23 protein-coding genes are annotated in these 21523 nt (G+C 65.4%); 6 read left to right on the top strand and 17 right to left on the bottom strand.

Translation table 11 applies throughout. The features are described 5' to 3' along the window. Positions 1-65: 65 nt before the first annotated feature. From plsX to ACXI0U_RS06360, 3 genes are read right to left on the bottom strand one after another with little or no spacing between them, the layout of a single operon-like run. The gene (gene plsX / locus ACXI0U_RS06370; protein WP_081672074.1) at positions 66-1076 is read right to left on the bottom strand and encodes a phosphate acyltransferase PlsX; all 1011 of its coding nucleotides are present in this window, start codon (positions 1074-1076) and stop codon (positions 66-68) included. Between the two features lie 3 nt (positions 1077-1079). Further along, on the bottom strand, positions 1080-1262 hold the full coding sequence (gene rpmF / locus ACXI0U_RS06365; protein WP_013791824.1) for a 50S ribosomal protein L32: 183 nt from the start codon (positions 1260-1262) through the stop codon (positions 1080-1082). Between the two features lie 13 nt (positions 1263-1275). Further along, positions 1276-1803, bottom strand: coding sequence for a YceD family protein (locus tag ACXI0U_RS06360; RefSeq protein WP_021217612.1), 528 nt, complete (start codon positions 1801-1803; stop codon positions 1276-1278). 107 nt (positions 1804-1910) lie between these two features. Here ACXI0U_RS06360 and ACXI0U_RS06355 point away from each other — a divergent pair, with 107 nt between their 5' ends. Further along, positions 1911-2489: a Maf family protein gene (locus ACXI0U_RS06355; protein WP_021217613.1), complete on the top strand. Its 579-nt coding sequence runs from the start codon at positions 1911-1913 to the stop codon at positions 2487-2489. Positions 2490-2542: 53 nt separating this feature from the next. Here the strand turns inward: ACXI0U_RS06355 and sppA are convergent, their stop codons facing one another. Genes sppA through rluC form a run of 3 tightly spaced genes read right to left on the bottom strand, consistent with a single transcriptional unit; the run spans position 2543 to position 5157 of the window. Next, a complete protein-coding gene (sppA, locus tag ACXI0U_RS06350; RefSeq protein ID WP_021217614.1) occupies positions 2543-3526 on the bottom strand; it encodes a signal peptide peptidase SppA in 984 nt (327 codons plus the stop codon). After that, a complete protein-coding gene (locus tag ACXI0U_RS06345; RefSeq protein WP_271660512.1) occupies positions 3516-4211 on the bottom strand; it encodes an HAD-IA family hydrolase in 696 nt (231 codons plus the stop codon). The genes sppA and ACXI0U_RS06345 overlap by 11 nt, the downstream gene beginning before the upstream one ends. Beyond that, positions 4204-5157: a 23S rRNA pseudouridine(955/2504/2580) synthase RluC gene (rluC, locus tag ACXI0U_RS06340; RefSeq protein WP_021217616.1), complete on the bottom strand. Its 954-nt coding sequence runs from the start codon at positions 5155-5157 to the stop codon at positions 4204-4206. Before rluC ends, ACXI0U_RS06345 begins: the two co-directional genes overlap by 8 nt. Positions 5158-5726: 569 nt before the next feature. Between rluC and rne the strand changes: the two genes are divergently transcribed. Then, entirely contained in the window at positions 5727-8810 is a 3084-nt protein-coding gene (gene rne, locus ACXI0U_RS06335; RefSeq protein ID WP_479549902.1) for a ribonuclease E, read from the top strand. Between the two features lie 169 nt (positions 8811-8979). On the opposite strand, the gene murB is transcribed toward rne, so the two are convergent. From murB to ACXI0U_RS06295, 8 genes are all read right to left on the bottom strand, one after another. Beyond that, on the bottom strand, positions 8980-9999 hold the full coding sequence (gene murB / locus ACXI0U_RS06330; RefSeq protein WP_479549901.1) for a UDP-N-acetylmuramate dehydrogenase: 1020 nt from the start codon (positions 9997-9999) through the stop codon (positions 8980-8982). Continuing rightward, positions 9996-10454 carry a low molecular weight protein-tyrosine-phosphatase gene (locus tag ACXI0U_RS06325; protein WP_479549900.1) on the bottom strand — a complete coding sequence of 153 codons (459 nt, stop codon included), beginning with the start codon at positions 10452-10454 and terminating at the stop codon, positions 9996-9998. The genes murB and ACXI0U_RS06325 overlap by 4 nt, the downstream gene beginning before the upstream one ends. Beyond that, positions 10454-11218, bottom strand: a complete 765-nt coding sequence (gene kdsB / locus ACXI0U_RS06320) for a 3-deoxy-manno-octulosonate cytidylyltransferase (protein ID WP_479549899.1) — start codon at positions 11216-11218, stop codon at positions 10454-10456. The genes ACXI0U_RS06325 and kdsB overlap by 1 nt, the downstream gene beginning before the upstream one ends. Further along, positions 11218-11403: a Trm112 family protein gene (locus tag ACXI0U_RS06315; RefSeq protein WP_021219506.1), complete on the bottom strand. Its 186-nt coding sequence runs from the start codon at positions 11401-11403 to the stop codon at positions 11218-11220. The genes kdsB and ACXI0U_RS06315 overlap by 1 nt, the downstream gene beginning before the upstream one ends. Before the next feature lie 41 nt (positions 11404-11444). Further along, complete coding sequence (lpxK, locus tag ACXI0U_RS06310) at positions 11445-12449, bottom strand: tetraacyldisaccharide 4'-kinase (RefSeq protein ID WP_043244265.1); 1005 nt, start codon at positions 12447-12449, stop codon at positions 11445-11447. After that, positions 12449-12889, bottom strand: a complete 441-nt coding sequence (locus ACXI0U_RS06305; RefSeq protein ID WP_021219508.1) for an ExbD/TolR family protein — start codon at positions 12887-12889, stop codon at positions 12449-12451. Before ACXI0U_RS06305 ends, lpxK begins: the two co-directional genes overlap by 1 nt. Continuing rightward, positions 12886-13521: a MotA/TolQ/ExbB proton channel family protein gene (locus tag ACXI0U_RS06300; protein WP_031287691.1), complete on the bottom strand. Its 636-nt coding sequence runs from the start codon at positions 13519-13521 to the stop codon at positions 12886-12888. The genes ACXI0U_RS06305 and ACXI0U_RS06300 overlap by 4 nt, the downstream gene beginning before the upstream one ends. A gap of 72 nt (positions 13522-13593) precedes the next feature. Beyond that, entirely contained in the window at positions 13594-15816 is a 2223-nt protein-coding gene (locus ACXI0U_RS06295; protein ID WP_479549898.1) for a DNA internalization-related competence protein ComEC/Rec2, read from the bottom strand. A gap of 150 nt (positions 15817-15966) precedes the next feature. Here ACXI0U_RS06295 and ACXI0U_RS06290 point away from each other — a divergent pair, with 150 nt between their 5' ends. Beyond that, positions 15967-16497 carry a DUF2062 domain-containing protein gene (locus ACXI0U_RS06290; protein WP_021219511.1) on the top strand — a complete coding sequence of 177 codons (531 nt, stop codon included), beginning with the start codon at positions 15967-15969 and terminating at the stop codon, positions 16495-16497. A gap of 82 nt (positions 16498-16579) precedes the next feature. Here ACXI0U_RS06290 and ACXI0U_RS06285 read toward each other — a convergent pair whose 3' ends face one another. From ACXI0U_RS06285 to ACXI0U_RS06275, 3 genes are read right to left on the bottom strand one after another with little or no spacing between them, the layout of a single operon-like run. Beyond that, positions 16580-17824, bottom strand: coding sequence for a lipoprotein-releasing ABC transporter permease subunit (locus ACXI0U_RS06285; RefSeq protein WP_316925227.1), 1245 nt, complete (start codon positions 17822-17824; stop codon positions 16580-16582). 1 nt (position 17825) lies between these two features. After that, complete coding sequence (gene lolD, locus ACXI0U_RS06280) at positions 17826-18509, bottom strand: lipoprotein-releasing ABC transporter ATP-binding protein LolD (RefSeq protein WP_162164733.1); 684 nt, start codon at positions 18507-18509, stop codon at positions 17826-17828. 1 nt (position 18510) lies between these two features. Next, the gene (locus tag ACXI0U_RS06275) at positions 18511-19761 is read right to left on the bottom strand and encodes a lipoprotein-releasing ABC transporter permease subunit (RefSeq protein WP_021219514.1); all 1251 of its coding nucleotides are present in this window, start codon (positions 19759-19761) and stop codon (positions 18511-18513) included. A 95-nt stretch (positions 19762-19856) separates the two neighbouring features. On the opposite strand from ACXI0U_RS06275, the gene ACXI0U_RS06270 reads away from it, so the two are divergent. From ACXI0U_RS06270 to ACXI0U_RS06260, 3 genes are read left to right on the top strand one after another with little or no spacing between them, the layout of a single operon-like run. Further along, positions 19857-20444 (top strand): PilZ domain-containing protein, encoded by a 588-nt coding sequence (locus ACXI0U_RS06270; protein ID WP_021219515.1) that lies wholly within the window; start codon positions 19857-19859, stop codon positions 20442-20444. A gap of 5 nt (positions 20445-20449) precedes the next feature. Further along, positions 20450-20743: a hypothetical protein gene (locus ACXI0U_RS06265; protein WP_021219516.1), complete on the top strand. Its 294-nt coding sequence runs from the start codon at positions 20450-20452 to the stop codon at positions 20741-20743. Next, positions 20740-21459, top strand: a complete 720-nt coding sequence (locus ACXI0U_RS06260; protein ID WP_021219517.1) for a glycerophosphodiester phosphodiesterase — start codon at positions 20740-20742, stop codon at positions 21457-21459. Before ACXI0U_RS06265 ends, ACXI0U_RS06260 begins: the two co-directional genes overlap by 4 nt. Positions 21460-21523 lie beyond the last annotated feature (64 nt).

Here is a 21523-nt window from a genome sequence, read left to right as displayed (position 1 = left end):
CGCCGGGCATAGCCAAGCGCAACGAACTGACAGTTGGATGACAAGCCGCAGACAGCGGTCACATCCTAGAGCAACAGATCCTCGAGACGCCCATGCAGGCGCTGGGGAAGGTTCTCGCGAATCTCGATGAGGGCGCGCCGTATGGCGCTCTGGAAGCCATCGGAACCGGCGGCCCCATGGCTTTTGACGACGATACCCTGGAGACCCAGGAAGCTCGCGCCATTGTGCCGAGCGGGCGTCAGGTCCCCCTGCAGGCGGCGCAGCAACGGCAGCGCCAGGGCACCGACCATGCGCGAGCCGAAGCTGTCGGTGAACAACGCTTCGATGCGCGCGGAGATCATCGAGGCCAGGCCTTCGCTGGACTTGAGCAGGATATTGCCGACGAAGCCGTCGCACACCACCACATCGGCCTCGCCCCGGTACAGGCCATCACCCTCTATGTAGCCGATGTAGTTCAGGCCTTCAGCCTGCTGCAGAAGGCTGGACGCCAGCTTGACCTGCTGGTTGCCCTTGATGTCCTCGGTGCCGACGTTGAGCAAGGCGATACGCGGGCGCGCCTGCCCGAGCGCCTCGGCAGCGACGGAACCCATTACAGCGAATTGATAGAGGTGCTCGGCACTGCAATCGACGTTGGCGCCGAGATCCAGCAAATGACAATGCCCCTTGGCCGTGGGCACGGCGCTGACCATCGCAGGGCGATCGATGCCCGGCAGGGTCTTGAGCATGTAACGGGAAAGCGCCATCAGAGCACCGGTATTGCCGGCGCTCACGCAGGCCTGGGCACGACCGGCACGGACCAGGTCGAGGGCGATACGCATGGAGGAGTCGGGCTTGCCACGCAAGGCCTGGGATGGACGCTCGTCCATGCCGATGACTTCGGATGCATGTTCGATGGACAGCCGCTGACGATCGACGCCGCTTTCACGGGCGATCAACTCTTCGAGGAGCTGGGCTTGACCAACAAGAATGAGGTGGAGCGAGGGGAACTCAGCCAGGCAGGCGATGCTGGCCGGGACAATGCAACGGGGACCGAAGTCCCCGCCCATTGCGTCAATCGCGATGATCGGAGCGGACAAGGATTACTCGTCAGCGCCCTTGTCGATCACTTTGCGACCACGGTATACGCCTTCCGGGGATACGTGGTGACGCAGGTGTACTTCACCGGTGCTCTTCTCGACGGACAGGGCGTTGGCCTCGAGAGCATCGTGGGAACGACGCATGTCGCGGGCAGAGCGGGATTTTTTGTTCTGCTGAACAGCCATAATTAATTAACTCCTAAACGTTTGGGTCACGCTTTAACTGCGCCAATACACTGAACGGGTTGGACCGCGTCACCTCGTTCTCACTCGGCTCGGGCTCATCAAGCCCTTCCGGCTGCTGGCAATCTTCAGGGTCATGGGCCGGAACAATGGGCAAGGCGAGCAACAGCTCATCCTCGACCAGAGTCAGAAGATCCAGAGGATCCTCACCCACTTCCAGCACGTCATAGCCCTTGGGCAGTGACTCGCTGTCCGCACCTTCTTTCACCACAGCGTACGTACACTCGCTGTGGATCGGCAGTACGACCAGCTCCAGACAACGCTGGCATACCATCTTGACCTCTACATCGATTTCACTGCGGATAATCGCTGCCCTGCGCTCATCGCGCCCGAAAACGAGTTTCGTGCGTACGATGCCTGCAGTATCGGCAAGCGGGTCGCAGAGTCGCTCAAGACTGGAGAGCTGCAGCTCACCCTGGAGGGTTACGCCGCGATCTGCCATCTTGCGCGGATCGACGTGAGGTGGAATCGGCCCATTCAACATAGGCGCGACATTCTAGGGATGCACCTGTCACCTGTCAAAACAAATTCCGCCCTGTCCGCCGCGTGGCAAGGCCTATAGAATTTCCGCTTCCTGACTGGGAGATCAGCATGCCACCACTGGTGCTTGCATCCAGCTCGCCCTACCGCCGCGAGCTTCTTGAACGCCTTCGCCTGCCCTTCACCTGGAGTGCGCCCGCGATAGACGAAACCCGACATCCACACGAGTCGGCCGAGCAACTGGTACGCCGCCTGGCCGAAGAAAAGGCCCGCGCGCTCGCGGACCTGCACCCCGGCCACCTGATCATCGGCTCGGACCAGGCCGCCGTGCTGGGCGAGCAGATACTCGGCAAGCCCCTGGAGTTCGAACGCGCCCGCAGCCAGCTACTGGCGGCCAGCGGCACCAGCGTCACCTTCCTCACCGGCCTAGCACTGCTGAACACACGCAGCGGCCGCTGCCAGGTGGACTGCATCCCCTTCACGGTGAACTTCCGCCCCTTGAGCGAAGCGACCATCGAGCGCTACCTGAACATCGAGCAGCCCTACGACTGCGCCGGCAGCTTCAAGGCCGAAGGGCTCGGCGTGAGCCTGTTCCGCTCCACCCAGGGCGAAGACGCCACCAGCCTGGTGGGCCTCCCCCTGATCCGCCTGGTCGACATGCTGCTCGACGAAGGCCTGGAACTGCCATAACGAAAAAGCCCGGCATCAGCCGGGCTCTTCCTTATATATAGGCAGCGACGGGATCAGCGCAGAGCCGGCCCCTGGAACCCCATCCACAGCGCCAGCTGCTCGGCGACACTGGCCCCCAGCTTCTTGGCGAAACGGTCGAAAGGCGTCTCCTGCTTGGTGTAGTCGACGATCTCCTTCTCGCCTATGACCTCGCGCGCCACGTAGCTGGTGCTGCCGAGCTTATCCACCAGCCCCAGCTCCAGGGCCTGCTCGCCCGACCACACCAGGCCACTGAACAGCTCGGGATGCCCCTCGACCTTCAAACGGTCGCCACGCCCCTTCTTCACGCTGTCGATGAACTGCTTGTGCGTGGTATCCAGCACACCTTGCCAGAACGCAGTCTCATCAGGCTTCTGCGCCTGGAAGGGATCGAGGAAGGCCTTGTGCTCGCCCGAGGTGTAGACGCGACGCTCCACACCCAGCTTGCCCATCAGCTCGACGAAGCCGAAGCTCGCCGCCGTAACACCGATGGAACCCACCAGGCTGGCCTTGTCGGCATAGATCTCATCGGCCGCACTGGCGATGTAGTACGCGCCCGAAGCACCGAGATCAGTGATCACCGCATAGACCTTGATATCCGCATGCTCGCCACGCAGACGGCGGATCTCGTCATAGATGTAGCCGGACTGGACCGGACTGCCACCCGGGCTGTTGATACGCAGGACGATGCCCTTGGTCTTCGTATCCTCGAAGGCCGCACGCAGGCTGCCGACGATATTGTCGGCGCTGGCAGCCTCGCCATCGGCGATCATGCCTTTCACCTCGACCAGCGCAGTGTGGCTTTCGCCGCGGGCCGCCGTTTTCTGCAGATCGAAAAGCGGAGAGAACAGCGCCAGGGCCACGAACAGATAAAGGAAGGTCAGTACCTTGAAGAAAATGCCCCAGCGGCGGGATCGACGCTGCTCCTGAACCCCGGCCAGCACCGCCTTTTCGAGCAACTTCCAGCTCTTGTCATCGCCACTGCCCGCAGGCGTCGATGCCTTCCATTCATCCGACATGCAGATCCACCTTCATAGAGTGTGTATTCGCACCACCGGCGAGCCAGTGGCGCAATTCATCGAAACATTCGATCGCCAACCTCGGCGATTCGCGACGCAGGACATCAAGAGACTGGGCACCGTAGCCGACCGCTACCGAATCCATACCAGCGCGATGAGCCATCTGCAGATCGAAGGGCGAATCCCCCACCATCAATGCCCGCCCAGCCTCCACACCACAATGGGCGAGTATCTCGTGCAGCATTCGCGGATCGGGCTTGCTGGCCGTCTCGTCGGCGCAACGGGTGATATCGAAGTAGTCCAGCCAACCACGCCCACAGAGGACGTGATCGAGCCCTCGTCGACTCTTGCCGGTAGCGACCGCCAGCAGGTAACCCTCATTGCGGAAACCCTCCAGGGCCTCCAGCACACCAGGGAACAGCGCCGACGGCTGCACCTCCAGCCGGTTGTAATGAGCCCCATAAGCCGCACGGTAGCGTTCGACCGAAGACGGATCGACGAGTTCTGGATAGAGGACACGGATCGCCTCGGGCAGACCGAGGCCGATGATGCCCTTCAGCGCCGACTCATCCAACTGCGGCAGCCCGCAGGTTTCGGCAGCCACCCGCAGGGACTCGACGATGCGCGAGATGGAGTCCACCAAGGTGCCATCCCAATCGAACACCAATAGACGGTAGTCAGGCACCGAGGCGCTCCAGGGTCTTTTCCCACATATCATCCACCGGCGCCTCGACCCGCAGCGGCGTGCCATCAGGCAACACCAGGGACAGCGCATAGGCATGCAGGAACAGGCGCTTACCGCCCAGCTCCCGGATTTCGCGGGAAAACTCTTCGTCACCGTACTTGGGATCGCCCGCGATAGCGTGCCCCGCATGGCGGGTATGCACGCGAATCTGGTGGGTGCGCCCGGTGATGGGGCTGGCCTCGACCAGGGTGGCGAACTCGCCGAAACGACGCAGGACGCGGAACTCGGTCAGCGCCTCCTTGCCCTCGTCATTGACCTCGACCATGCGCTCACCGGAACGCAGATTGTTCTTCAGCAGCGGCGCACTGACCTTCTTTTTCGAGGTCGGCCAATTGCCGCGTACCAGCGCCATGTAGCGCTTGTCCACCCCATCGCCGCGCAGGGCTTCGTGGAGGTGGCGCAGCATGCTGCGCTTCTTCGCGATCATCAGCAGGCCCGAGGTGTCGCGATCCAGCCGGTGCACCAGCTCCAGCTCCTTGGCATCCGGCCGCAGCTGGCGGAACGCCTCGATCACACCGAAGCTGAGCCCGCTACCGCCGTGCACGGCAATGCCGGCCGGCTTATTGAGGACGATCAGCCCCTTGTCCTCGTAGACGATGGCGGCCTCGAGCCGCTCCAGCAGCCCCTGGGCGACGGGCGCAGCTTCATCACGCTCGGCAAGGCGCAGCGGCGGAACGCGCACCACATCCCCGGCCTGGAGCTTGTACTCAGGCTTGATCCGTCCCTTGTTCACCCGCACCTCGCCCTTGCGCAAAATGCGATAGATCAGGGTCTTGGGCACGCCTTTGAGCTGGGTACGGAGGAAGTTGTCGATGCGCTGACCGGCATATTCCGGCGCAACCTCAAGCAGCTGGACGCCGGAGGTTGGAGAAGAGGGAGTAGTCATGGCGGGCATCATAGCAATTTTTGATGAATTTGAAGCACTTAATAATTGCTGCTATAGTCGCGAACGCCGCCAAAAGCGGCCGTGCTCCGGATGATCGCCAAAACTGCCATCCCAGACACGTGCAACCCATTCAGGACGTCAGGCCGTCCGTCAGGATATTTCGCCGCACAGTGCGCGGATATCCGGAGAAAAACGCCTTGAGCCATGACGCGCGGCCAACCCCTCAGGGGCGGTCACGTAAAATGCAACCCGCTACGGATTCTGCGAGCGGCACCCGATTTTCAAGGGACAAGTGTAGGGTGGAGATGCACAACCGTCGGACTGCGTAGCAAACGCTTCAATCAAGACGCTTTATCTCGTCCGCTACCGATGGCTGATTCCTCCTCCTGACAACGTGCTTCTGTTACGACAACAGCAAGCAGGAGACGTCGTCGCGACCCCGGCCCTACTGGCCTGATGTCGCTGGACACGGGGGTGGCATGCCACCCCTGACGCGCACCTGACACCGACCGCGAGAGTCGTGTGTGCCGATCGCCGTTTCCGGCAGCCCCGGAAACCGACGGTACTACATGAAAAGAATGCTGATTAACGCAACTCAGCCCGAAGAGTTGCGTGTTGCCCTGGTCGACGGCCAACGCCTGTACGACCTGGATATCGAGTCGGGCGCCCGTGAACAGAAAAAGGCCAACATCTACAAAGGCCGCATCACTCGCATCGAGCCCAGCCTCGAAGCCGCATTCGTCGACTTCGGTGCAGATCGCCACGGCTTCCTGCCGCTGAAAGAAATCTCCCGCGAATACTTCAAGAAGTCCCCCGAGGGGCGCGTCAACATCAAGGACGTGCTCAACGAAGGCCAGGAAGTCATCGTCCAGGTCGAGAAAGAAGAACGTGGCAACAAGGGCGCAGCCCTGACCACCTTCATCAGCCTCGCCGGCCGTTACCTGGTACTGATGCCGAACAACCCGCGCGCGGGCGGCATCTCCCGTCGTATCGAAGGCGAAGAGCGCAACGAACTGCGTGAGGCCCTGAACGGCCTGAACGCACCGGCCGACATGGGCCTGATCGTTCGCACCGCCGGCCTGGGCCGCTCCAGCGAAGAGCTGCAGTGGGACCTCGACTACCTGCTGCAACTCTGGAGCGCCATCAAGGAAGCTTCCGGTGAGCGCGGCGCCCCCTTCCTGATCTATCAGGAAAGCAACGTCATCATTCGCGCCATCCGCGACTACCTGCGCCAGGACATCGGCGAAGTACTGGTCGACAGCGTCGAAGCCCAGGAAGAAGCCCTGAGCTTCATCCGCCAGGTGATGCCGCAGTACCAGAACAAGATCAAGCTCTACCAGGACAGCGTTCCGCTGTTCAATCGCTTCCAGATCGAGAGCCAGATCGAAACCGCCTTCCAGCGCGAAGTGAAACTGCCTTCCGGCGGTTCCATCGTCATCGACCCGACCGAAGCCCTGGTGTCCATCGACATCAACTCGGCGCGTGCAACCAAAGGCGGCGACATCGAAGAAACCGCCCTGCAGACCAACCTGGAAGCGGCCGAAGAGATCGCTCGCCAGCTGCGCCTGCGTGATATCGGCGGTCTGATCGTCATCGACTTCATCGACATGACCCCGGCCAAGAACCAGCGCGCCGTGGAAGAGAAGGTCCGCGAAGCCCTGGAAGCCGACCGCGCCCGCGTACAGGTCGGCCGTATCTCCCGCTTCGGCCTGCTGGAAATGTCCCGTCAGCGCCTGCGTCCGTCCCTGGGCGAGAGCAGCGGCATCGTCTGCCCGCGCTGCAACGGCCAAGGCATCATCCGCGACGTCGAGTCCCTGTCGCTGGCGATCCTGCGCCTGATCGAAGAAGAAGCCCTGAAGGACCGCACCGCCGAAGTCCGTGCCCAGGTACCGATTCCGGTTGCCGCCTTCCTGCTCAACGAGAAGCGCAACAGCATCACCAAGATCGAGCTGCGCACCCGCGCCCGCATCGTGATCCTGCCGAACGATCATCTGGAGACCCCGCACTTCGAAGTGCAGCGTCTGCGCGATGACAGCCCGGAAGTCATGCACGGCCAGTCCAGTTACGAGATGACCCCGTCCGAGAGCGAAGAGCAGCAGCCGCCCGCCGCCACCCGCACCCTGGTTCGCCAGGAAGCCGCCGTGAAGACCGTGGCCCCCGAGCGCCCCGCTCCGGCCCCGATGGCTCCGCCGACCGCTGCCGTCGCCGCTGCCGAGCCGAGCCTGTTCAAAGGCCTGGTGAAGTCGCTGGTAGGCCTGTTCGCCGGCAAGGAAGAAGCCCAGCCCGTCGCGACCGAGCAGAGCGCCAGCGAGCGTCCGGCCCGCAGCACCGACGAGCGCCGTAACGGTCGCCAGCAGAACCGCCGCCGTGACGGCAGCCGTGAAGGCCGCCGCGACGAAGAGCGCAAGCCGCGTGAAGAGCGTCAACCTCGCGAAGCCCGTGAGCCGCGCGAACCTCGCGAAGGCCAGGAAAACCGCCGCGAACGTGGCGAGCGTCCGCCGCGCGAAGAGCGTCAGCCTCGTGAAGACCGCGCCCCGCGCGAAGCCCGTGAACCCCGCGAAGAGCGCGCACCGCGCGAGTCTCGTGAGGAGCGCCAGCCCCGCGAAGAGCGTCAACCCCGTGAGGAGCGTGCACCACGCGAAGCCCGTGAGCCGCGCGAGCCACGTGAACCTCGCGAAGGCCAGGAAAACCGCCGCGAACGTGGCGAGCGTCCGCCGCGCGAAGAGCGCCAGCCCCGTGAAGAGCGCGCCCCGCGCCCCGAGCAGGTTGCCGCCGAGGCCAGTGAAGAAGAACTGCTGAACAACGAAGAGCTGCTGGATGATGTCGATGGCCAGGAAGGCGCCGAAGGCGACCGCCCCCGCCGCCGCTCCCGTGGCCAGCGTCGCCGCAGCAACCGCCGTGAGCGCCAGCGTGAAGTCGAAGGCGAAGAAGGCGAGGAAGGCAGCGAAGAGGCCAATGTCGATGGCAGCGTCCCCGCCGCCGTTGTCGTGACCGCCGTCGCCGCAGAAGTCATCGCCGAGCAAATCGAAGGCCAAGCCAGCAGCGAACCGACCCAGGTCGAAAGCGCCGCCAGCGAAGCCCCGGTCGCAGCCCCTGCCGCCGAAGCCGTCGCCCAGGAGCAGGAACCGATCGAAGTGATCGAGACCAGCGCCCCTGCCGTGATCGAAAGCGAAGTGTCCGTCGTGGTCGTTGAGCCGGTTGTCGAAACCGTCGTCGAAGCCCCCGTCGAGACTGCCCAGGTCGTGGAAGTGGAAGCACCGGCTCCGGTCGTGGCCCCTGTTGTCGAGGCCGAACCGGCTCCTGCCCCCGCGGCAGCACCGGTAAGCGCCGGTGGCCGTGCGCCGAACGATCCTCGCGAAGTACGTCGCCGTCAGCAGGAAGCCGAGCGTCTTGCACGTGAAGCCGCCGCAGCCCCCGTGGTAGAAGCCCCGGTGGTCGAGGAGGCTGCTCCGGTCGTGGTCGAAGTCGCCGCTGAGCCGGTGGTGGAAGCCCAGCCCGAGCCCGTTGCTGAAGCTGTCGTGGAAGCCCAGGAAGTTGCGGAAGAGCCCAAGGTCGAAGTGACCGAGGCCAGCACCGAAGCTGCCGAAGCAACCGTCGCTGACGAAGCGAAGGAAGAGGAAGAAGCCAAGGACGAGTCCAAACCAACCGTCTAAGGCCCTGCCTCAATGAACAAGGGATGCCTCGGCATCCCTTTTTCTTTGGCACGAGAAAAGTGCCCGCCCCGCCCACCGTCCACCGCAACCTGCGCCCCCCTCCCCTCACTGCACCGCAAATGAAAAAGGGACGCCTGAGCGTCCCTTTGTCTATTGCGCGCAAGCGATGTCAGAGCAGATTGGGCTCCATCTCCAGCACCACACCAAAGCGTTCGGCGACATCGGCCTGGATGCGCTGCGCCAGGTCCAGCAGCTGCAGGCCGGTAGCCGCACCATAGTTCACCAGCACCAGGGCCTGCAGGCGATGAACACCCGCATCGCCATCACGGAACCCCTTCCAGCCGGCACGCTCGATCAGCCAGCCTGCGGCCAGCTTCACCTGGCCATCGGCCTGGGGGTAGGCCACCAGGTCCGCGTGCTCGCCCCGCAGGCGCTCGCCCAGCTCGGCCGGTACCAGCGGATTCTTGAAGAAGCTGCCTGCATTGCCCAGTTGAGCCGGGTCCGGAAGCTTCTCGCTGCGGATGGAGCAAATGGCACGACTCACATCCGACGCCGTCGGCGCATCGACGCCCTGCTCCTGCAGCCGCTGGCGCACAGGCCCGTAGTCGAGGTGCAAGCTCAGCGCACGGCTCAACTTGAAACGAACCCTGAGGATCAGCCAGCGGCCGACCTCACGCTTGAACAGGCTGTCGCGATAGCCGAAGGCGCACTCTTCCAGGCTGAAGTCACGCAGCTCGCCACTCAGGCGGTCCATCGCGGTCAACCCGGCGAATACATCCTTGATCTCCACCCCGTAGGCGCCGATGTTCTGCATCGGTGCCGCCCCAACGGTGCCGGGAATCAGGCTGAGGTTCTCCAGCCCCGCCAGCCTCTGCTCCAAGGTCCAGAGCACGAACGGGTGCCAGGGCTCGCCGGCTTCGGCCTCCACCAGCACCTGCTCGCCGTCATCGCCCAGCAAACGCAAGCCACGGCTGGCCATGCGCAGCACCAGCGCGTCGATATCAGCGGTCAGCAACAGGTTGCTGCCCCCGCCGATCACTTGCAGCGGAATACCGCGTGCGCTCGCCAGAGCCAGCGCCTCACGCACCTCGGCGTCGTCATGCGCCTCGGCAAACAGGCGCGCACGCACCTCCACACCAAAGGTGTTGAAGGGCTTCAGGGAAACATTTTCGGAAACGACCAGGCTCACAGGCGCCCCCGGATTTCGGCAACCAGGCCATCACAGGCCTGCTCAATCAGGCTCAGCACCTCTTCGAAGCCTTCCTCACCGCCGTAGTAGGGGTCCGGGACCTCTTCCGGCACCAGGCCATAGCGGCGCAGGAACAGGTCCGGCTCGCTGCCATCGCGGCGCAGCCCCTTGAGATCACGCAGGTTGCTGTGGTCCATCGCCAGCACCAGGTCGAAACGCGAGAAGTCATCCACGCTCACCTGGCGTGCACGCAGCAGCGACAGATCATAGCCACGTCGCAGCGCCGCCTGGCGGGTGCGCGTGTCGGGTGCCTTGCCAACGTGCCAATCACCGGTACCGGCGGAGTCGACCTCGACCTGCTCCGCCAGTCCGGCCTCACGCAGCTTGTGGCGCAGTACGCCCTCGGCGGTGGGCGAGCGGCAGATATTGCCCAGGCAGACGAACAGGACCTTCATCAGGCCCCCAGCAAGCGGCGCACCCGCTCCAGGTCTTCAGCGGTATCCACACCGGCAGCCGGCGCCTCCAGGGCATCGGCTACGTGGATGCGCACGCCATGCCAGAGCGCACGCAGCTGCTCCAGGCATTCGGTGTTCTCCAGCCAGCACGGGCCCCAGGCGACGAAGTCGTGGAGGAACTGCACGCGGTAGGCGTAGATACCGATATGACGGCGGTAAGGCACCCCTTCGGGCAAGGCATCACGCCCCTGGGCGAAGGTGTCGCGGGCCCAGGGCAGCGGTGCACGGCTGAAGGTCAGGGCCAGGCCCTGGGTGTCGCTCGACACCTTGACCACATTGGGGTTGAACAGCGCATCCACGTCATGGATCGGCTCGGCGAGGGTGGCGATGCCCGCCTCCGGGTGAGCCGCCAAGTTGGCCGCCACCTGGTCGATGATCGCCGGAGGGATCAGCGGCTCATCGCCCTGCACATTGACCACGATGGCGTCGCCGGCCAGCCCGAGCTGGGTGGCGACCTCGGCCAGGCGATCGGTACCGGAATTGTGGTCGACCCGGGTCAGCACCACCTCGGCGCCGAAGCCCTTGCAGGCCTCGACGATGCGCGCATCGTCGGTGGCCACCACCACGCGCTCGGCGGAACTGCGCCGCGCCTGCTCCCAGACGTGCTGGACCATCGGCTTGCCGGCGATGTCCTGCAGCGGCTTGCCGGGCAGGCGCGTGGAGGCGTAGCGCGCCGGGATGACGACGGTGAATGCCTGGGCCATTACTTGTCCAGCCGCTCGTCGACGTTAAGGGTGCGCGCCTCGCTTTCCAGCATCACCGGGATGCCTTCGCGAACCGGGAAGGCCAGCGCATCGGCCTTGCAGACCAGCTCGCTCTTGTCTTCGGCGAGCTTGAGTGTGCCCTTGCACAGAGGACAGGCGAGGATATCGAGCAGTTTCGTGTCCATGGGTATCCTTGAACGCCACCCGAAGGGGCGGCTGGAATGAGTTAGGAGCGTTCGGCCGACAGGCGTGCCAGTCGCGCATCGAGCCATTCGATGAAGCCCAAGGTGGGCACCGCATCGACGGCCAGGTACCACCAGTCGGCAGCCGCGAAGGCACGGCACTTCACCGCATCCTTCTCGGTCATCACCAGGGGCAGTGCCGGGCTGAACTGCAGTTCGGCGGCACCGAAGCTGGCGTGGTCGGCGAAGGCATGGGGAACCGGGCGCCAGTTTAGCGCCTCGAGCGTGGTGAAGAAACGCTGCGGATTACCGATGCCGGCCACAGCATGGAGCGCCTGGCCAGAGGGGAAATGATCGAGTGCGACCCGCTCACCACTGTGCAGGTTGACCAGCGCGGTCGGCTGCAGGCGGAAGCCATGGGCACCGCCAGGGCCGGAGTCGGCACCGTTGTAAAGCACCGCATCGACGCTTTCCAGGCGCTGCGCCGGCTCGCGCAGGGGACCCGCCGGCAGGCAGCGGCCGTTGCCAAGGCCACGGGCGGCGTCGATCAGTACCAGTTCGATATCCCGCGCCAGGCGGTAATGCTGCAGGCCGTCGTCACTGAGCACGAGGTCGAGCGGCCCCTCGGCCAGCAGCGCCTCGACCGCACGCCCGCGATCCGGATCGATGACCAGCGGCACACCGCTACGCTGCACGATCAGCAACGGTTCGTCACCGGCGACGTCGGCGCCCTGCTCCGCCCGTACCCGCCAGGGCAGGCTCGGCGGGTTGGCACCGTAGCCACGGCTGACCACGCCCACACGCAAGCCAAGGCTGCGGCAGTGCTCGATGAGCCAGAGAATCATGGGGGTCTTGCCGGTGCCGCCAACGGTGATGTTGCCCACCACCATCACCGGCACAGGGGCGCGATAGATAGGCCCTTCGCCGGCCAGGAAGGCGTCGCGCTTGCGCGTCACCACCAGACGGTAAAGCGCCTCCAGCGGGCGTAGCAGCACCAGGGCCGGGTGGCCCCGGTACCAGGCGTCCAACAGCCGATCGGAGAAGGCCATCAGGGCTTGTCCGAGGCCTCGACGGTGGTGATGCGCAACTTGCTGAAGCCCAGCTTGCCGGCCGCATCCATGGCGGTGATCACCGTTTGATGGGTGGTCTTGGCGTCGGCGCTGATAATCATCGGTAGGCTGTTGTCGCCACCGGACTCCTTGCTCAAGGCCGTCATCAGCGTCGCCAGGTCGTTCTTAACCAGTACCTGGCCATTGAGTGCGTACTGCCCGTCGGCACTGATAGACAGCTCCAGGGTCTTCACCTCGGTAGCCTGGGCCGGGGTACCGCTGACGGCCTCGGGCAGCTCGATCTTCAGCTCGCTCGGGCGGCTGAAGGTCGTGGTGACCACGAAGAACAACAGCAGCACGAAGATCACGTCGATGAACGAAGTCAGGTTGAGGAAGACTTCTTCACGCGCGACGTTGCCCGCACGGCGACGGAACTTCACGCTTTGCCTTCCTCTGCGAAGTCCACTTCACGATCGCCCTGGGTCACTTCCACCAGCTTGATCGCCTCCTGCTCCATGGCCACCACCAGCTCGTCGACGCGACGCAGCAGGAAACGATGGAAGAACACCGCAGGGATAGCGACCACCAGGCCCGCTGCAGTGGTAATCAGAGCCTTGCCAATACCGCCAGCCAGTGCCGGAGCGTTGGCCATGCCGTTGTCCATGAAGCCGCTGAAGATCTCGATCATGCCGAACACGGTGCCCAGCAGGCCCAACAGCGGGCCCATCGCGGCGATGGTGCCCAGGGTGTTGAGGTAGCGCTCCAGTTCGTGGATGACGCGGGAAGCGGCCTCCTCGATGCACTCCTTCATGATCTCGCGACCGTGCTTGGAGTTGGCTAGGCCCGCCGCGAGGATCTCACCCAGCGGGGAAGACGCACGCAGCTCCTTGAGCTTCTGGGCGTTGAGCTGCTTGTCCTTGACCATGCGCCACACCTGGCCGAGCAATTGCGGCGGTGCGATGCGATTGGCGCGAAGCGTCCACAGGCGCTCCACGATAATGGCGGTGGCTGCGATGGAACTCAGAATGATAGGCAGCATCATCCAGCCGCCTGCTTTGACCAGCTCCCACACGGTGGCAAATCCCCTTGAAAAAAGTGGCGCAACTCTAGCACAGGGTCAGGGCCCCGCCGACCGCCGCCGTTCTCATTTTTCCCGCCAGAAACGTGCCTGGGTCCGCAGTCCACGCACCTCGTCACGTTCACCAAGGCGGATCAGCAGTGCACCGGACTCCGCCGTGTCGTGGATTGCAGCGCCCGCCGCCCGGTAACGGGCGATCACGGTTGAGTGTGGATGGCCGAAAGCGTTGTGGCTGCCCCGGGTGATCAGCGCACCACGGGGAGCCACCGCGCCAATGAGCGCCGCCGATGAAGAGCTGGCGCTGCCATGGTGAGGTGCCAGCAGCCAATCGGCGGGCAAGGGTTCACCACTGGCGATCCAGGCGGCTTCGGCCTGGGCGCCGATATCGCCGGTCAAGTGAATGCGCTCGCCCCGCGCCTCCACACTGAGCACGCAGGAGCGGTCGTTGCCCGTGCGCGCAGCGTCCCAGTGCCAGGTCCGCAGGCGCACGCCGTCCCATTCCCAGGCCTGGTCACGGCAGGCCTCGGCCCCCAGGCTGGCCGGCAGGCGCTCCGGCTCGCCGCTCACCACCCGTGCCACCGGCATGCCACGCATCACGGCACCGGCGCCACCCGCGTGGTCGTTGTCGGCATGGCTGAGGAGCATCTGGTCCAGGCGCCGCACACCCAGCCCCAGCAGGCTGGGCAGCACCACGCGCTCGCCCATGTCGAAATCGCCCCGCCGCGCGCCAGCGTCGTAGAGCAGCGCGTGCTCCCGCGTGCGCACCAGCACCGACAGCCCCTGCCCCACATCCAGCAACCAGATATCCGCCCTCCCCCAGGCCGGGCGCTCCACCGGCGGAAACAGCGTTGGCAACAACAACGCCAACCCCAAAGCCCGCACCGGCATCCCGGTCGGCACGATCAGCAGCAGGCAACCGAGTATGCCCAGCAGCCAGGCCCAGCCGGGAACGGCGGTCGCCTGCCAGGCGGGAATCCATTCCGCTATCCAGCCCAGCAAGCGGAACAACAGCTCCAGCGAACCACCCGCCAGCCACAGCAACCCTGCCCCCACCCCAGGCACGCCCTGCAGGGCCGTGCCTAATAAAGACAGCGGCACCGAAACCAGGCTGACCCAGGGCACCGCAATCAGGTTGGCCAGCGGGCCACTCAGGCTGATGGGCAGCGCCATGGCCAGCAGCAAGGGCGACAGCGCCAGGCCCATGGTCCATTGCGCGCGCCACCAACTGCGCCACCAGGGCGGCACGCCCAGGCGCCCGGCGAAGATCAGCACCAGCAATGCCACGGCCCCGAAGGACAACCAGAACCCCGCCTGCAGGGACGCCAGCGGATCGGCCGCCAGCACCACGCAGAAGGCCACCAGCAGCGGGCGCAGAACGCCCAGGTGACGAAAGCGCAGGCGCCAGAGCAGCGCGATGGCGGTCATCAGACAGGAGCGCTGCACCGGTACGTCGAAACCGGCGAGGAATCCGTAACCCAGCGACCCGGCGAAGGCCAGCGCACAGGCACAGGGCAGCCAGGGCAGGCGTCGGGGCCAGAGGCCGAGCCGCGCCAGCAACGCCACCGCCCCGTAAAGCACCGCCGCGAGCAAGGCAATGTGCTGGCCGGAAATCACCATCAGGTGCACCGTCCCGGTGTTCAGCAGCAACTGCCAATCGGCACTGTCGATCCCCGAGCCATCTCCCAGCACCAGCGCGGCGATACCGCCGTTGCGACCATGGGCGGGCACACTTTCTATGCCCTGGCGCACGCGGTCACGCCAGGCAGCCGGGCCACTGCCCCGTTGCAGCGGCTCGCCCGCCTTAACCGAGCCGGTGGCGCCAGTATGGCGAGCCAGCAACCAGGCCTCGTAGTCGAACGCGTGGGGGTTCACCAGGCCCCGGGGGCGCTTCAGGGTCACCGCCAGGCGCCAACGCTCGCCCCCGCGCACCTCGGGCCCGCCATACCAGGACAGGCGCATGCGCTGCGGCAAGCGCAATCCGGGGGCGACGGCATCCTCCAACTCGAAACGCACCACCCCACCGCCCCGCTGCGGCAGGCCGACAACCTGCCCTTGCAGCCAGCGAGTCTCGCCATCCAGGGCCATGGCCAGGCGATCATCCAGGGCCTGCTGGGCAAAGAAGCAGGCCCAGGCGCCGCCCAGGAGGAACAGCCCCGGCAGCCGTAGCCGTGTGAATAGAAGAACGCCGCCCAGCACCGCCGCCGCCAGAAGCCAGCCGCCCGTCGGCAACCCCGGCATGAAACGCAGCGAGGCCAACCCGCAGGCCAGCGCAACCAACCTCCCCGTCATGGCAAGGCTCCCTCCCTGGGCTCAGCTCAACGGCGCCGGTCGATGACCGTTGATCGGTGCGGTTCCATTCATTTATCGACACAAACTGACCCGGCGGTGTCATAACCATGAATGCATAATGTCGGCGCTTCAGCCTGCCAGAGAGCCCACATGCCGCGTCGCCTCTTCAAACGCTACATGCCGAACCCGGACCTGATCAGGGAGCATAAGTCGCTGCGCTTCCTCGGTGCCCTGATCCACGACCCGAACCTCTGGCATCTCAACCGCCATTCGGTCTCGCGGGCGATGGCCATGGGTCTGTTCGCCGCCTTCATCCCGATGCCCCTGCAGATGCTGCTGGCAGCGGCGCTGGCGATCACCGTGCGCGCCAACCTGCCGATCTCCGTCGGCCTGGTCTGGCTGACGAACCCTATCACCATGCCGCCGGTGTTCTATTGCACCTACAAGATGGGCGCTTGGCTGATGGGCGTGCCGCCGCGCACCCTGCCCGACGAGCTGACCTTCCACTGGATCACCCAGGAACTCTCCACCCTGTGGCAGCCCTTCCTGCTGGGCTCCATCGTCTGCGGCATCCTCGTCGGCGCCCTGGGCTACATGCTGACCATGCTCTACTGGCGTTGGTGGGTCGGTCACAGCTGGCGCAAGCGTCAGAAACGCCGCCAACAGGCCGGGCTCAAATAGCCCCCTGGCCGCCGTGCCCACTCCGGGCCTGAAATGAAAAACGCCGCTTTCGAGCGGCGTTTTTCGTGGTGCGGGATCGAGCTTATTCGTAGCGCAGCGCTTCCGCCGGCTGGGTCTGAGCAGCGCGCCAGGCTGGATAGAGCGTGGCGAGGAAGCTCATCAGTAGCGCGGCACCGCAGATCATCACCACATCCGCCGCCTGCAGGTCAGACGGCAGGTAGCTGACGAAGTACACGTCGGAACTGAAGATGTGCTGCCCGCTGGCACGCTCCAGGGCGGCGATCCAGGTGCTGACGTTGAGCGCCGTGACGATGCCCAGCCCGGTGCCGATCAGGGTACCGACCGCGCCGATGACGCTGCCCTGCACCATGAAGATGGCCATGATCTGCCGGGGAGTGGCGCCGAGGGTGCGGAGGATGGCGATATCGGCGCGCTTGTCGGCCACCACCATGATCAGCGTGGCGATGATGTTGAACGCCGCCACCGCGACGATCAGCAGCAGGAGCAGGCCGATCATGGTCTTCTCCATCTTCATCGCACTGAACAGGCTGCCCTGGGTGTGGGTCCAGTCATCCGACCGGTAGCCCGCGCCCAGCGCCTTGACGATCTGCGCGGAAACGCGCGGCGCCTGGTAGAGGTCCTTCAGGGCGATGCGCACGCTCTGCACCTGGCCTTCCTGCAGGCGCTGGATGGTGGCGGCGTCGGCGACGTTGATCAGCGCCAGGGAGCTGTCCAGCTCGGCGCCCACCTTGAATACGCCGACCACGCTGAGGCGCTGCATGCGCGGGGTGATGCCACCCGGTGCGTTGCTGACCTCGGGCACGATCAGGGTCAGCTTGTCGCCGACGTTGAGGTGGAAGCGGCGCGCAGTGATTTCACCGACGACGATGCCGAACTCGCCGGGCACCAGGTCGGCCAGCGCACCCTGAACGATGTGCTTGCCGATGATGGAGACCTTGGGCTCTTCCGCCGGGTCGATGCCGTTGATCTGCACCGGCTGCATCATGCCCTTGTAGGAGAGCATCCCCTCCAGCTCGGCGAAGGGCACGGCACCGGTCACCTCCGGGTGCTTCATCGCCGTGGCGGCGACGCTGCGCCAGTCGTCCAGCGGCTGCTCGGCGGCGAGGGTAGCGTGGGGCACCATGCCGAGGATCCGCGAGCTCATCTCCTTCTGGAACCCGTTCATCACCGAGAGCACGACGATCATCGCCAGCACGCCCAGGGCGAGACCGATCATCGAGGTCAGCGAGATGAAGGAGATGAAGTGGTTGCGGCGTTTCGCGCGGGTGTAGCGCGCGCCGATGAAGATGGCCAGGGGTCTGAACATGTCAGGCAGCCACCAGCCGGCCTTCTTCCAGGCGCAGCACCCGGTCCATCTGCTGGGCCAGTTGCGGGTCGTGGGTCACCACCAGGAAGGCGGTGCGCAGCGAGCCGCTGAGCTCCAGCATCAGCTCCTGGATGCTCTGGGCGGTGTGCTTGTCGAGGTTGCCGGTGGGCTCGTCGAGCAGCACCAGCTCCGGGTTGTTGACCAGGGCACGGGCGATGGCCACGCGCTGGCGCTCGCCACCGGACAGCTCAGCCGGTTTGTGCGACAGGCGATGGCCGAGGCCGACGCGCTCCAGCAGCGCGGTGGCACGCTGGCGCGCCTCGGCGATCGGCGTGCGGCCGATCAGCAGGGGCATGCAGACGTTTTCCAGCGCAGTGAACTCGGGCAGCAAGTGGTGGAACTGGTAGACGAAGCCCAGCGCGCGGTTGCGCAGCAGGCCACGGGCCTTCTCGTTGAGGGCGGACAGCTCCTCCCCCGCCAGCCAGACGCTGCCGGTGCTGGGGGTGTCGAGCCCGCCGAGCATGTTCAGCAGGGTGCTCTTGCCCGAGCCGGAGCTGCCGACGATGGCGATGCGCTCGCCCGGGTGCAGCTCCAGCTCAACGCCGGAAAGCACCTGCACCGATTGCGGGCCTTCCTCGTAGCTCTTGCCCAGGTTGCGGCAGCTCAGCACCGCGCGATCTTTCACGTCACTCATAACGAAGCGCCTCTGCGGGCTGGGTGCGCGCAGCACGCCAGGCCGGGTAAAGGGTGGCGAAGAAACTCAGGACCAGCGCGGCGCCGCAGACCAGCACCACGTCCTCCAGCATCAGCTGCGAGGGCAGGTAGTCGATGAAGTAGACGTCGGCGCTGAGGAACTTGTGGCCGAGCACGTCCTCCAGCCAGGAGATGGCGGCGCTGACGTTGAGCGCGGCGAGGATGCCCAGCACGCAACCGATGGCGGTGCCGACCACGCCGATCACCGTGCCCTGGACCATGAAGATGCCCATGATCTGCCCCGGCGTGGCCCCGAGGGTACGGAGAATGGCGATATCGCCCTTCTTGTCGGTGACCACCATGACCAGGGTGGAAATGATGTTGAACGCGGCGACCGCGACGATCAGCAGCAGCAGCAGGCCGATCATGGTCTTCTCCATGCGGATGGCCTGGTAGAGGTTGCCGTGGGTACGGGTCCAGTCGCGGGCGTAGAAGTCCTCGCCCTTCAGCTGCCCGGCGATCTGCCAAGCCACGCGCGGTGCCTGGAACAGGTCGTCGAGCTTGAGACGCAGGCCCTGTACCTGGTCGGGCTTCCAGCGGTGCAGGCGCGCGGTGTCCTTGATGTTGGCCACGGCCAGGGCGCCGTCCAGTTCACCAGCGCCGACATGGAAGATGCCGACCACGGTGAAACGCTTCATGCGCGGGAACACGCCGGCCGGGGTGACCGCCACTTCCGGCAGCACGAAGGTGACCTTGTCGCCCATGCCGACGCCGAGCTTGGTGGCCGCCTTGTCGCCGATGACGATGCCGAACTCGCCGGCGCGCAGCGAGGCCAGGTCGCCCTGCTTGAAGTAGTCGTCGATGATCGAGACCTGCCCTTCCAGCACCGGGTCGACGGCGTTGACCAGCACCTTCTGCACCTTGCCGTTGTTGGTCAGCAGGCCCTGCATCTGGGTGAAGGGCGCCACCGCGGCGATGCCCGGCTGCGCACGGACCTTGTCGGCCAGCGCCTGCCAATCGTTGATCGGGGTGGCGGATTCGATGGTGGCGTGGGGCACCATGCCCAGCACGCGCTCGCGCATCTCGCGGTCGAAGCCGTTCATCACCGACAGCACGAGGATCATCACCAGCACGCCGAGGGCGAGGCCGATCATGGAAGTCAGGGAGATGAACGAGACGAAGTAACTGCGACGCTTGGCGCGCGTGTAACGGGCGCCGATATACAGGGGCAGCGGTCTGAACATAGAAAAAGGTTCGCTTGCGAAGAAAGGAACGTCCTTGTGGCGGGGTCAGGCGAGCAGCTTTACACTCAGACCACCCCTGCACCCATGGGTTCGCCATGTCGACACAAGACGCAGATGACCGCCGCGAATACTACCGTATCGAAGATACGATCGCACTGGAATTTACCCCCCTGACCGGCGCCCAGGCCCAGGCCAGCGAGGAGCTCCACGACGCGTCACCGCTGTTCAATCTGCTCAGCGACCTGCACCTGATGGACTTCGAGTCGCAGCACCTGCTGCGGCATATTTCCGAGCGCGACCGGACCCTGGCCAATTACCTGAAGGTGATGAACAAGCGCATCGACCTGCTCGGCCAGGCCGTGGCCCAGAGCCTGATGCGCGACATCGGCCCGCCCCGCCGGGTGACCCTGTCCGAGGGCGGCGTCGGCTTCCTCTGCCCGCAGCCTTTTCAGCTCGGCAGCCACCTGGCGATCAAGATGGTGCTGATGCCCCAGGCCCTTGGCCTGCTGCTGCGCGCCGTGGTGATCCACAGCCAGTTGCGCGAGGACGGCGAGTACGAGATCGGCACCGAATTCGAAGCGCTGACTGACGCACAGCGCCAATTGCTCGCCCGGCATATCCTGCAGAAGCAGGCCCAGGCTCGCCGCCAGGCCCGCGCCCGCTCGGTTCCGCCTCCAGGATGATCCCCATGTCGCGCCTTCTGCTTCTGCTCTGCCTGTCCCTCCCCCTCCCGGCCCTGGCCGAAACCATCGAGATCCCCGTCGGCCAGCAAGGCGACAGCGGCCTTTCGCTGCCCGCGCGCGGCGAATCCCAGCGGGCGGTACTCGAACGTTTCGGCCTGCCGGACGAAGAGCATCCCGCCGTCGGCAAGCCGCCGATCGCGCGCTGGGACTACCGCGAGTTCTCCGTCTATTTCGAAAGCGGGCATGTCGTCGACAGCGTCCGCCACCACCAACCCCGACACCCCGAGGTTTCCCAGTGACCCTGATCTACGGCCATCGCGGCGCCAAGGGCGAATGCCCTGAAAACACCCTGGCCAGCTTCCAGCAGTGCCTCTCCCACGGCGTGAAGCGCTGCGAACTCGACCTGCACCTGTCCCGCGACGGCGAACTGATGGTGATCCACGACCCGACGCTCAAGCGCACCACCGGCCGCCGCGGCAAGGTGGTGGAGCACGACGCCGAAGAGCTGGTCACCTACGACGCCCGCCAGGGCGGCCCGGGCTGGGTCAAACCCTGCCCCATCCCGCGCCTGGAAGAGCTGTTCGAGCAGTGCAACTTCGAGCACTGGCAACTGGAAGTGAAGAGCGCCTCCCGCGTGCGCGCCGCGCGCACCGTGCTGGCCATCCGTGAGCTCGCCGAGCGCCACGGCCTGCTGGACAAGGTCACCGTCACCTCCAGCTCCCGCGAGGTGCTGCGTGCATTGAACCGCCTGACGCCCGACCTCGCCCGCGGCCTGGTGGCCGAATACGCCTGGCTCGATCCGCTGAAAGTCGCGGCCAATCATGGCTGCAACCTGCTGGCACTGAACTGGACCCTGTGCACCCCCGAGCGCCTGCAGAAGGCGCAGAAGCAGGGGCTGCACGTGTCGGTATGGACGGTGAACGAGCCAGCCCTGATGCGCCGCCTCGCCGACTTCGGCGTGGACAGCATCATCACCGACTTCCCCGGCGTGGCGGTGAGCACGCTGGCGCGCTGAAGCCTCGTTGTTCCCGGGCTGAAGCCCGGGCTACGCAGGCCCTCTCGGCGCCGTAGGTTGGCGC

This window comes from Pseudomonas sp. C9D1 (genome assembly GCF_056491235.1).
Note: the sequence above shows the minus strand (reverse complement) of the source record. Positions and strands in the feature narration are given on the sequence as shown.

Excerpts from the sequence above, each read along its gene's own strand:
- ACXI0U_RS06360 (WP_021217612.1), bottom strand. The coding sequence starts at position 1,803 with ATGTTGAATGGGCCGATTCCACCTCACGTCGATCCGCGCAAGATGGCA.
- ACXI0U_RS06265 (WP_021219516.1), top strand. The coding sequence starts at position 20,450 with ATGTCGCGCCTTCTGCTTCTGCTCTGCCTGTCCCTCCCCCTCCCGGCC.
- ACXI0U_RS06315 (WP_021219506.1), bottom strand. The coding sequence starts at position 11,403 with ATGGACACGAAACTGCTCGATATCCTCGCCTGTCCTCTGTGCAAGGGC.
- rne (WP_479549902.1), top strand. The coding sequence starts at position 5,727 with ATGAAAAGAATGCTGATTAACGCAACTCAGCCCGAAGAGTTGCGTGTT.
- ACXI0U_RS06270 (WP_021219515.1), top strand. The coding sequence starts at position 19,857 with ATGTCGACACAAGACGCAGATGACCGCCGCGAATACTACCGTATCGAA.
- sppA (WP_021217614.1), bottom strand. The coding sequence starts at position 3,526 with ATGTCGGATGAATGGAAGGCATCGACGCCTGCGGGCAGTGGCGATGAC.
- rluC (WP_021217616.1), bottom strand. The coding sequence starts at position 5,157 with ATGACTACTCCCTCTTCTCCAACCTCCGGCGTCCAGCTGCTTGAGGTT.
- ACXI0U_RS06295 (WP_479549898.1), bottom strand. The coding sequence starts at position 15,816 with ATGACGGGGAGGTTGGTTGCGCTGGCCTGCGGGTTGGCCTCGCTGCGT.
- kdsB (WP_479549899.1), bottom strand. The coding sequence starts at position 11,218 with ATGGCCCAGGCATTCACCGTCGTCATCCCGGCGCGCTACGCCTCCACG.
- rpmF (WP_013791824.1), bottom strand. The coding sequence starts at position 1,262 with ATGGCTGTTCAGCAGAACAAAAAATCCCGCTCTGCCCGCGACATGCGT.
- ACXI0U_RS06290 (WP_021219511.1), top strand. The coding sequence starts at position 15,967 with ATGCCGCGTCGCCTCTTCAAACGCTACATGCCGAACCCGGACCTGATC.
- lpxK (WP_043244265.1), bottom strand. The coding sequence starts at position 12,449 with ATGGCCTTCTCCGATCGGCTGTTGGACGCCTGGTACCGGGGCCACCCG.
- ACXI0U_RS06355 (WP_021217613.1), top strand. The coding sequence starts at position 1,911 with ATGCCACCACTGGTGCTTGCATCCAGCTCGCCCTACCGCCGCGAGCTT.
- ACXI0U_RS06275 (WP_021219514.1), bottom strand. The coding sequence starts at position 19,761 with ATGTTCAGACCGCTGCCCCTGTATATCGGCGCCCGTTACACGCGCGCC.
- ACXI0U_RS06285 (WP_316925227.1), bottom strand. The coding sequence starts at position 17,824 with ATGTTCAGACCCCTGGCCATCTTCATCGGCGCGCGCTACACCCGCGCG.
- ACXI0U_RS06325 (WP_479549900.1), bottom strand. The coding sequence starts at position 10,454 with ATGAAGGTCCTGTTCGTCTGCCTGGGCAATATCTGCCGCTCGCCCACC.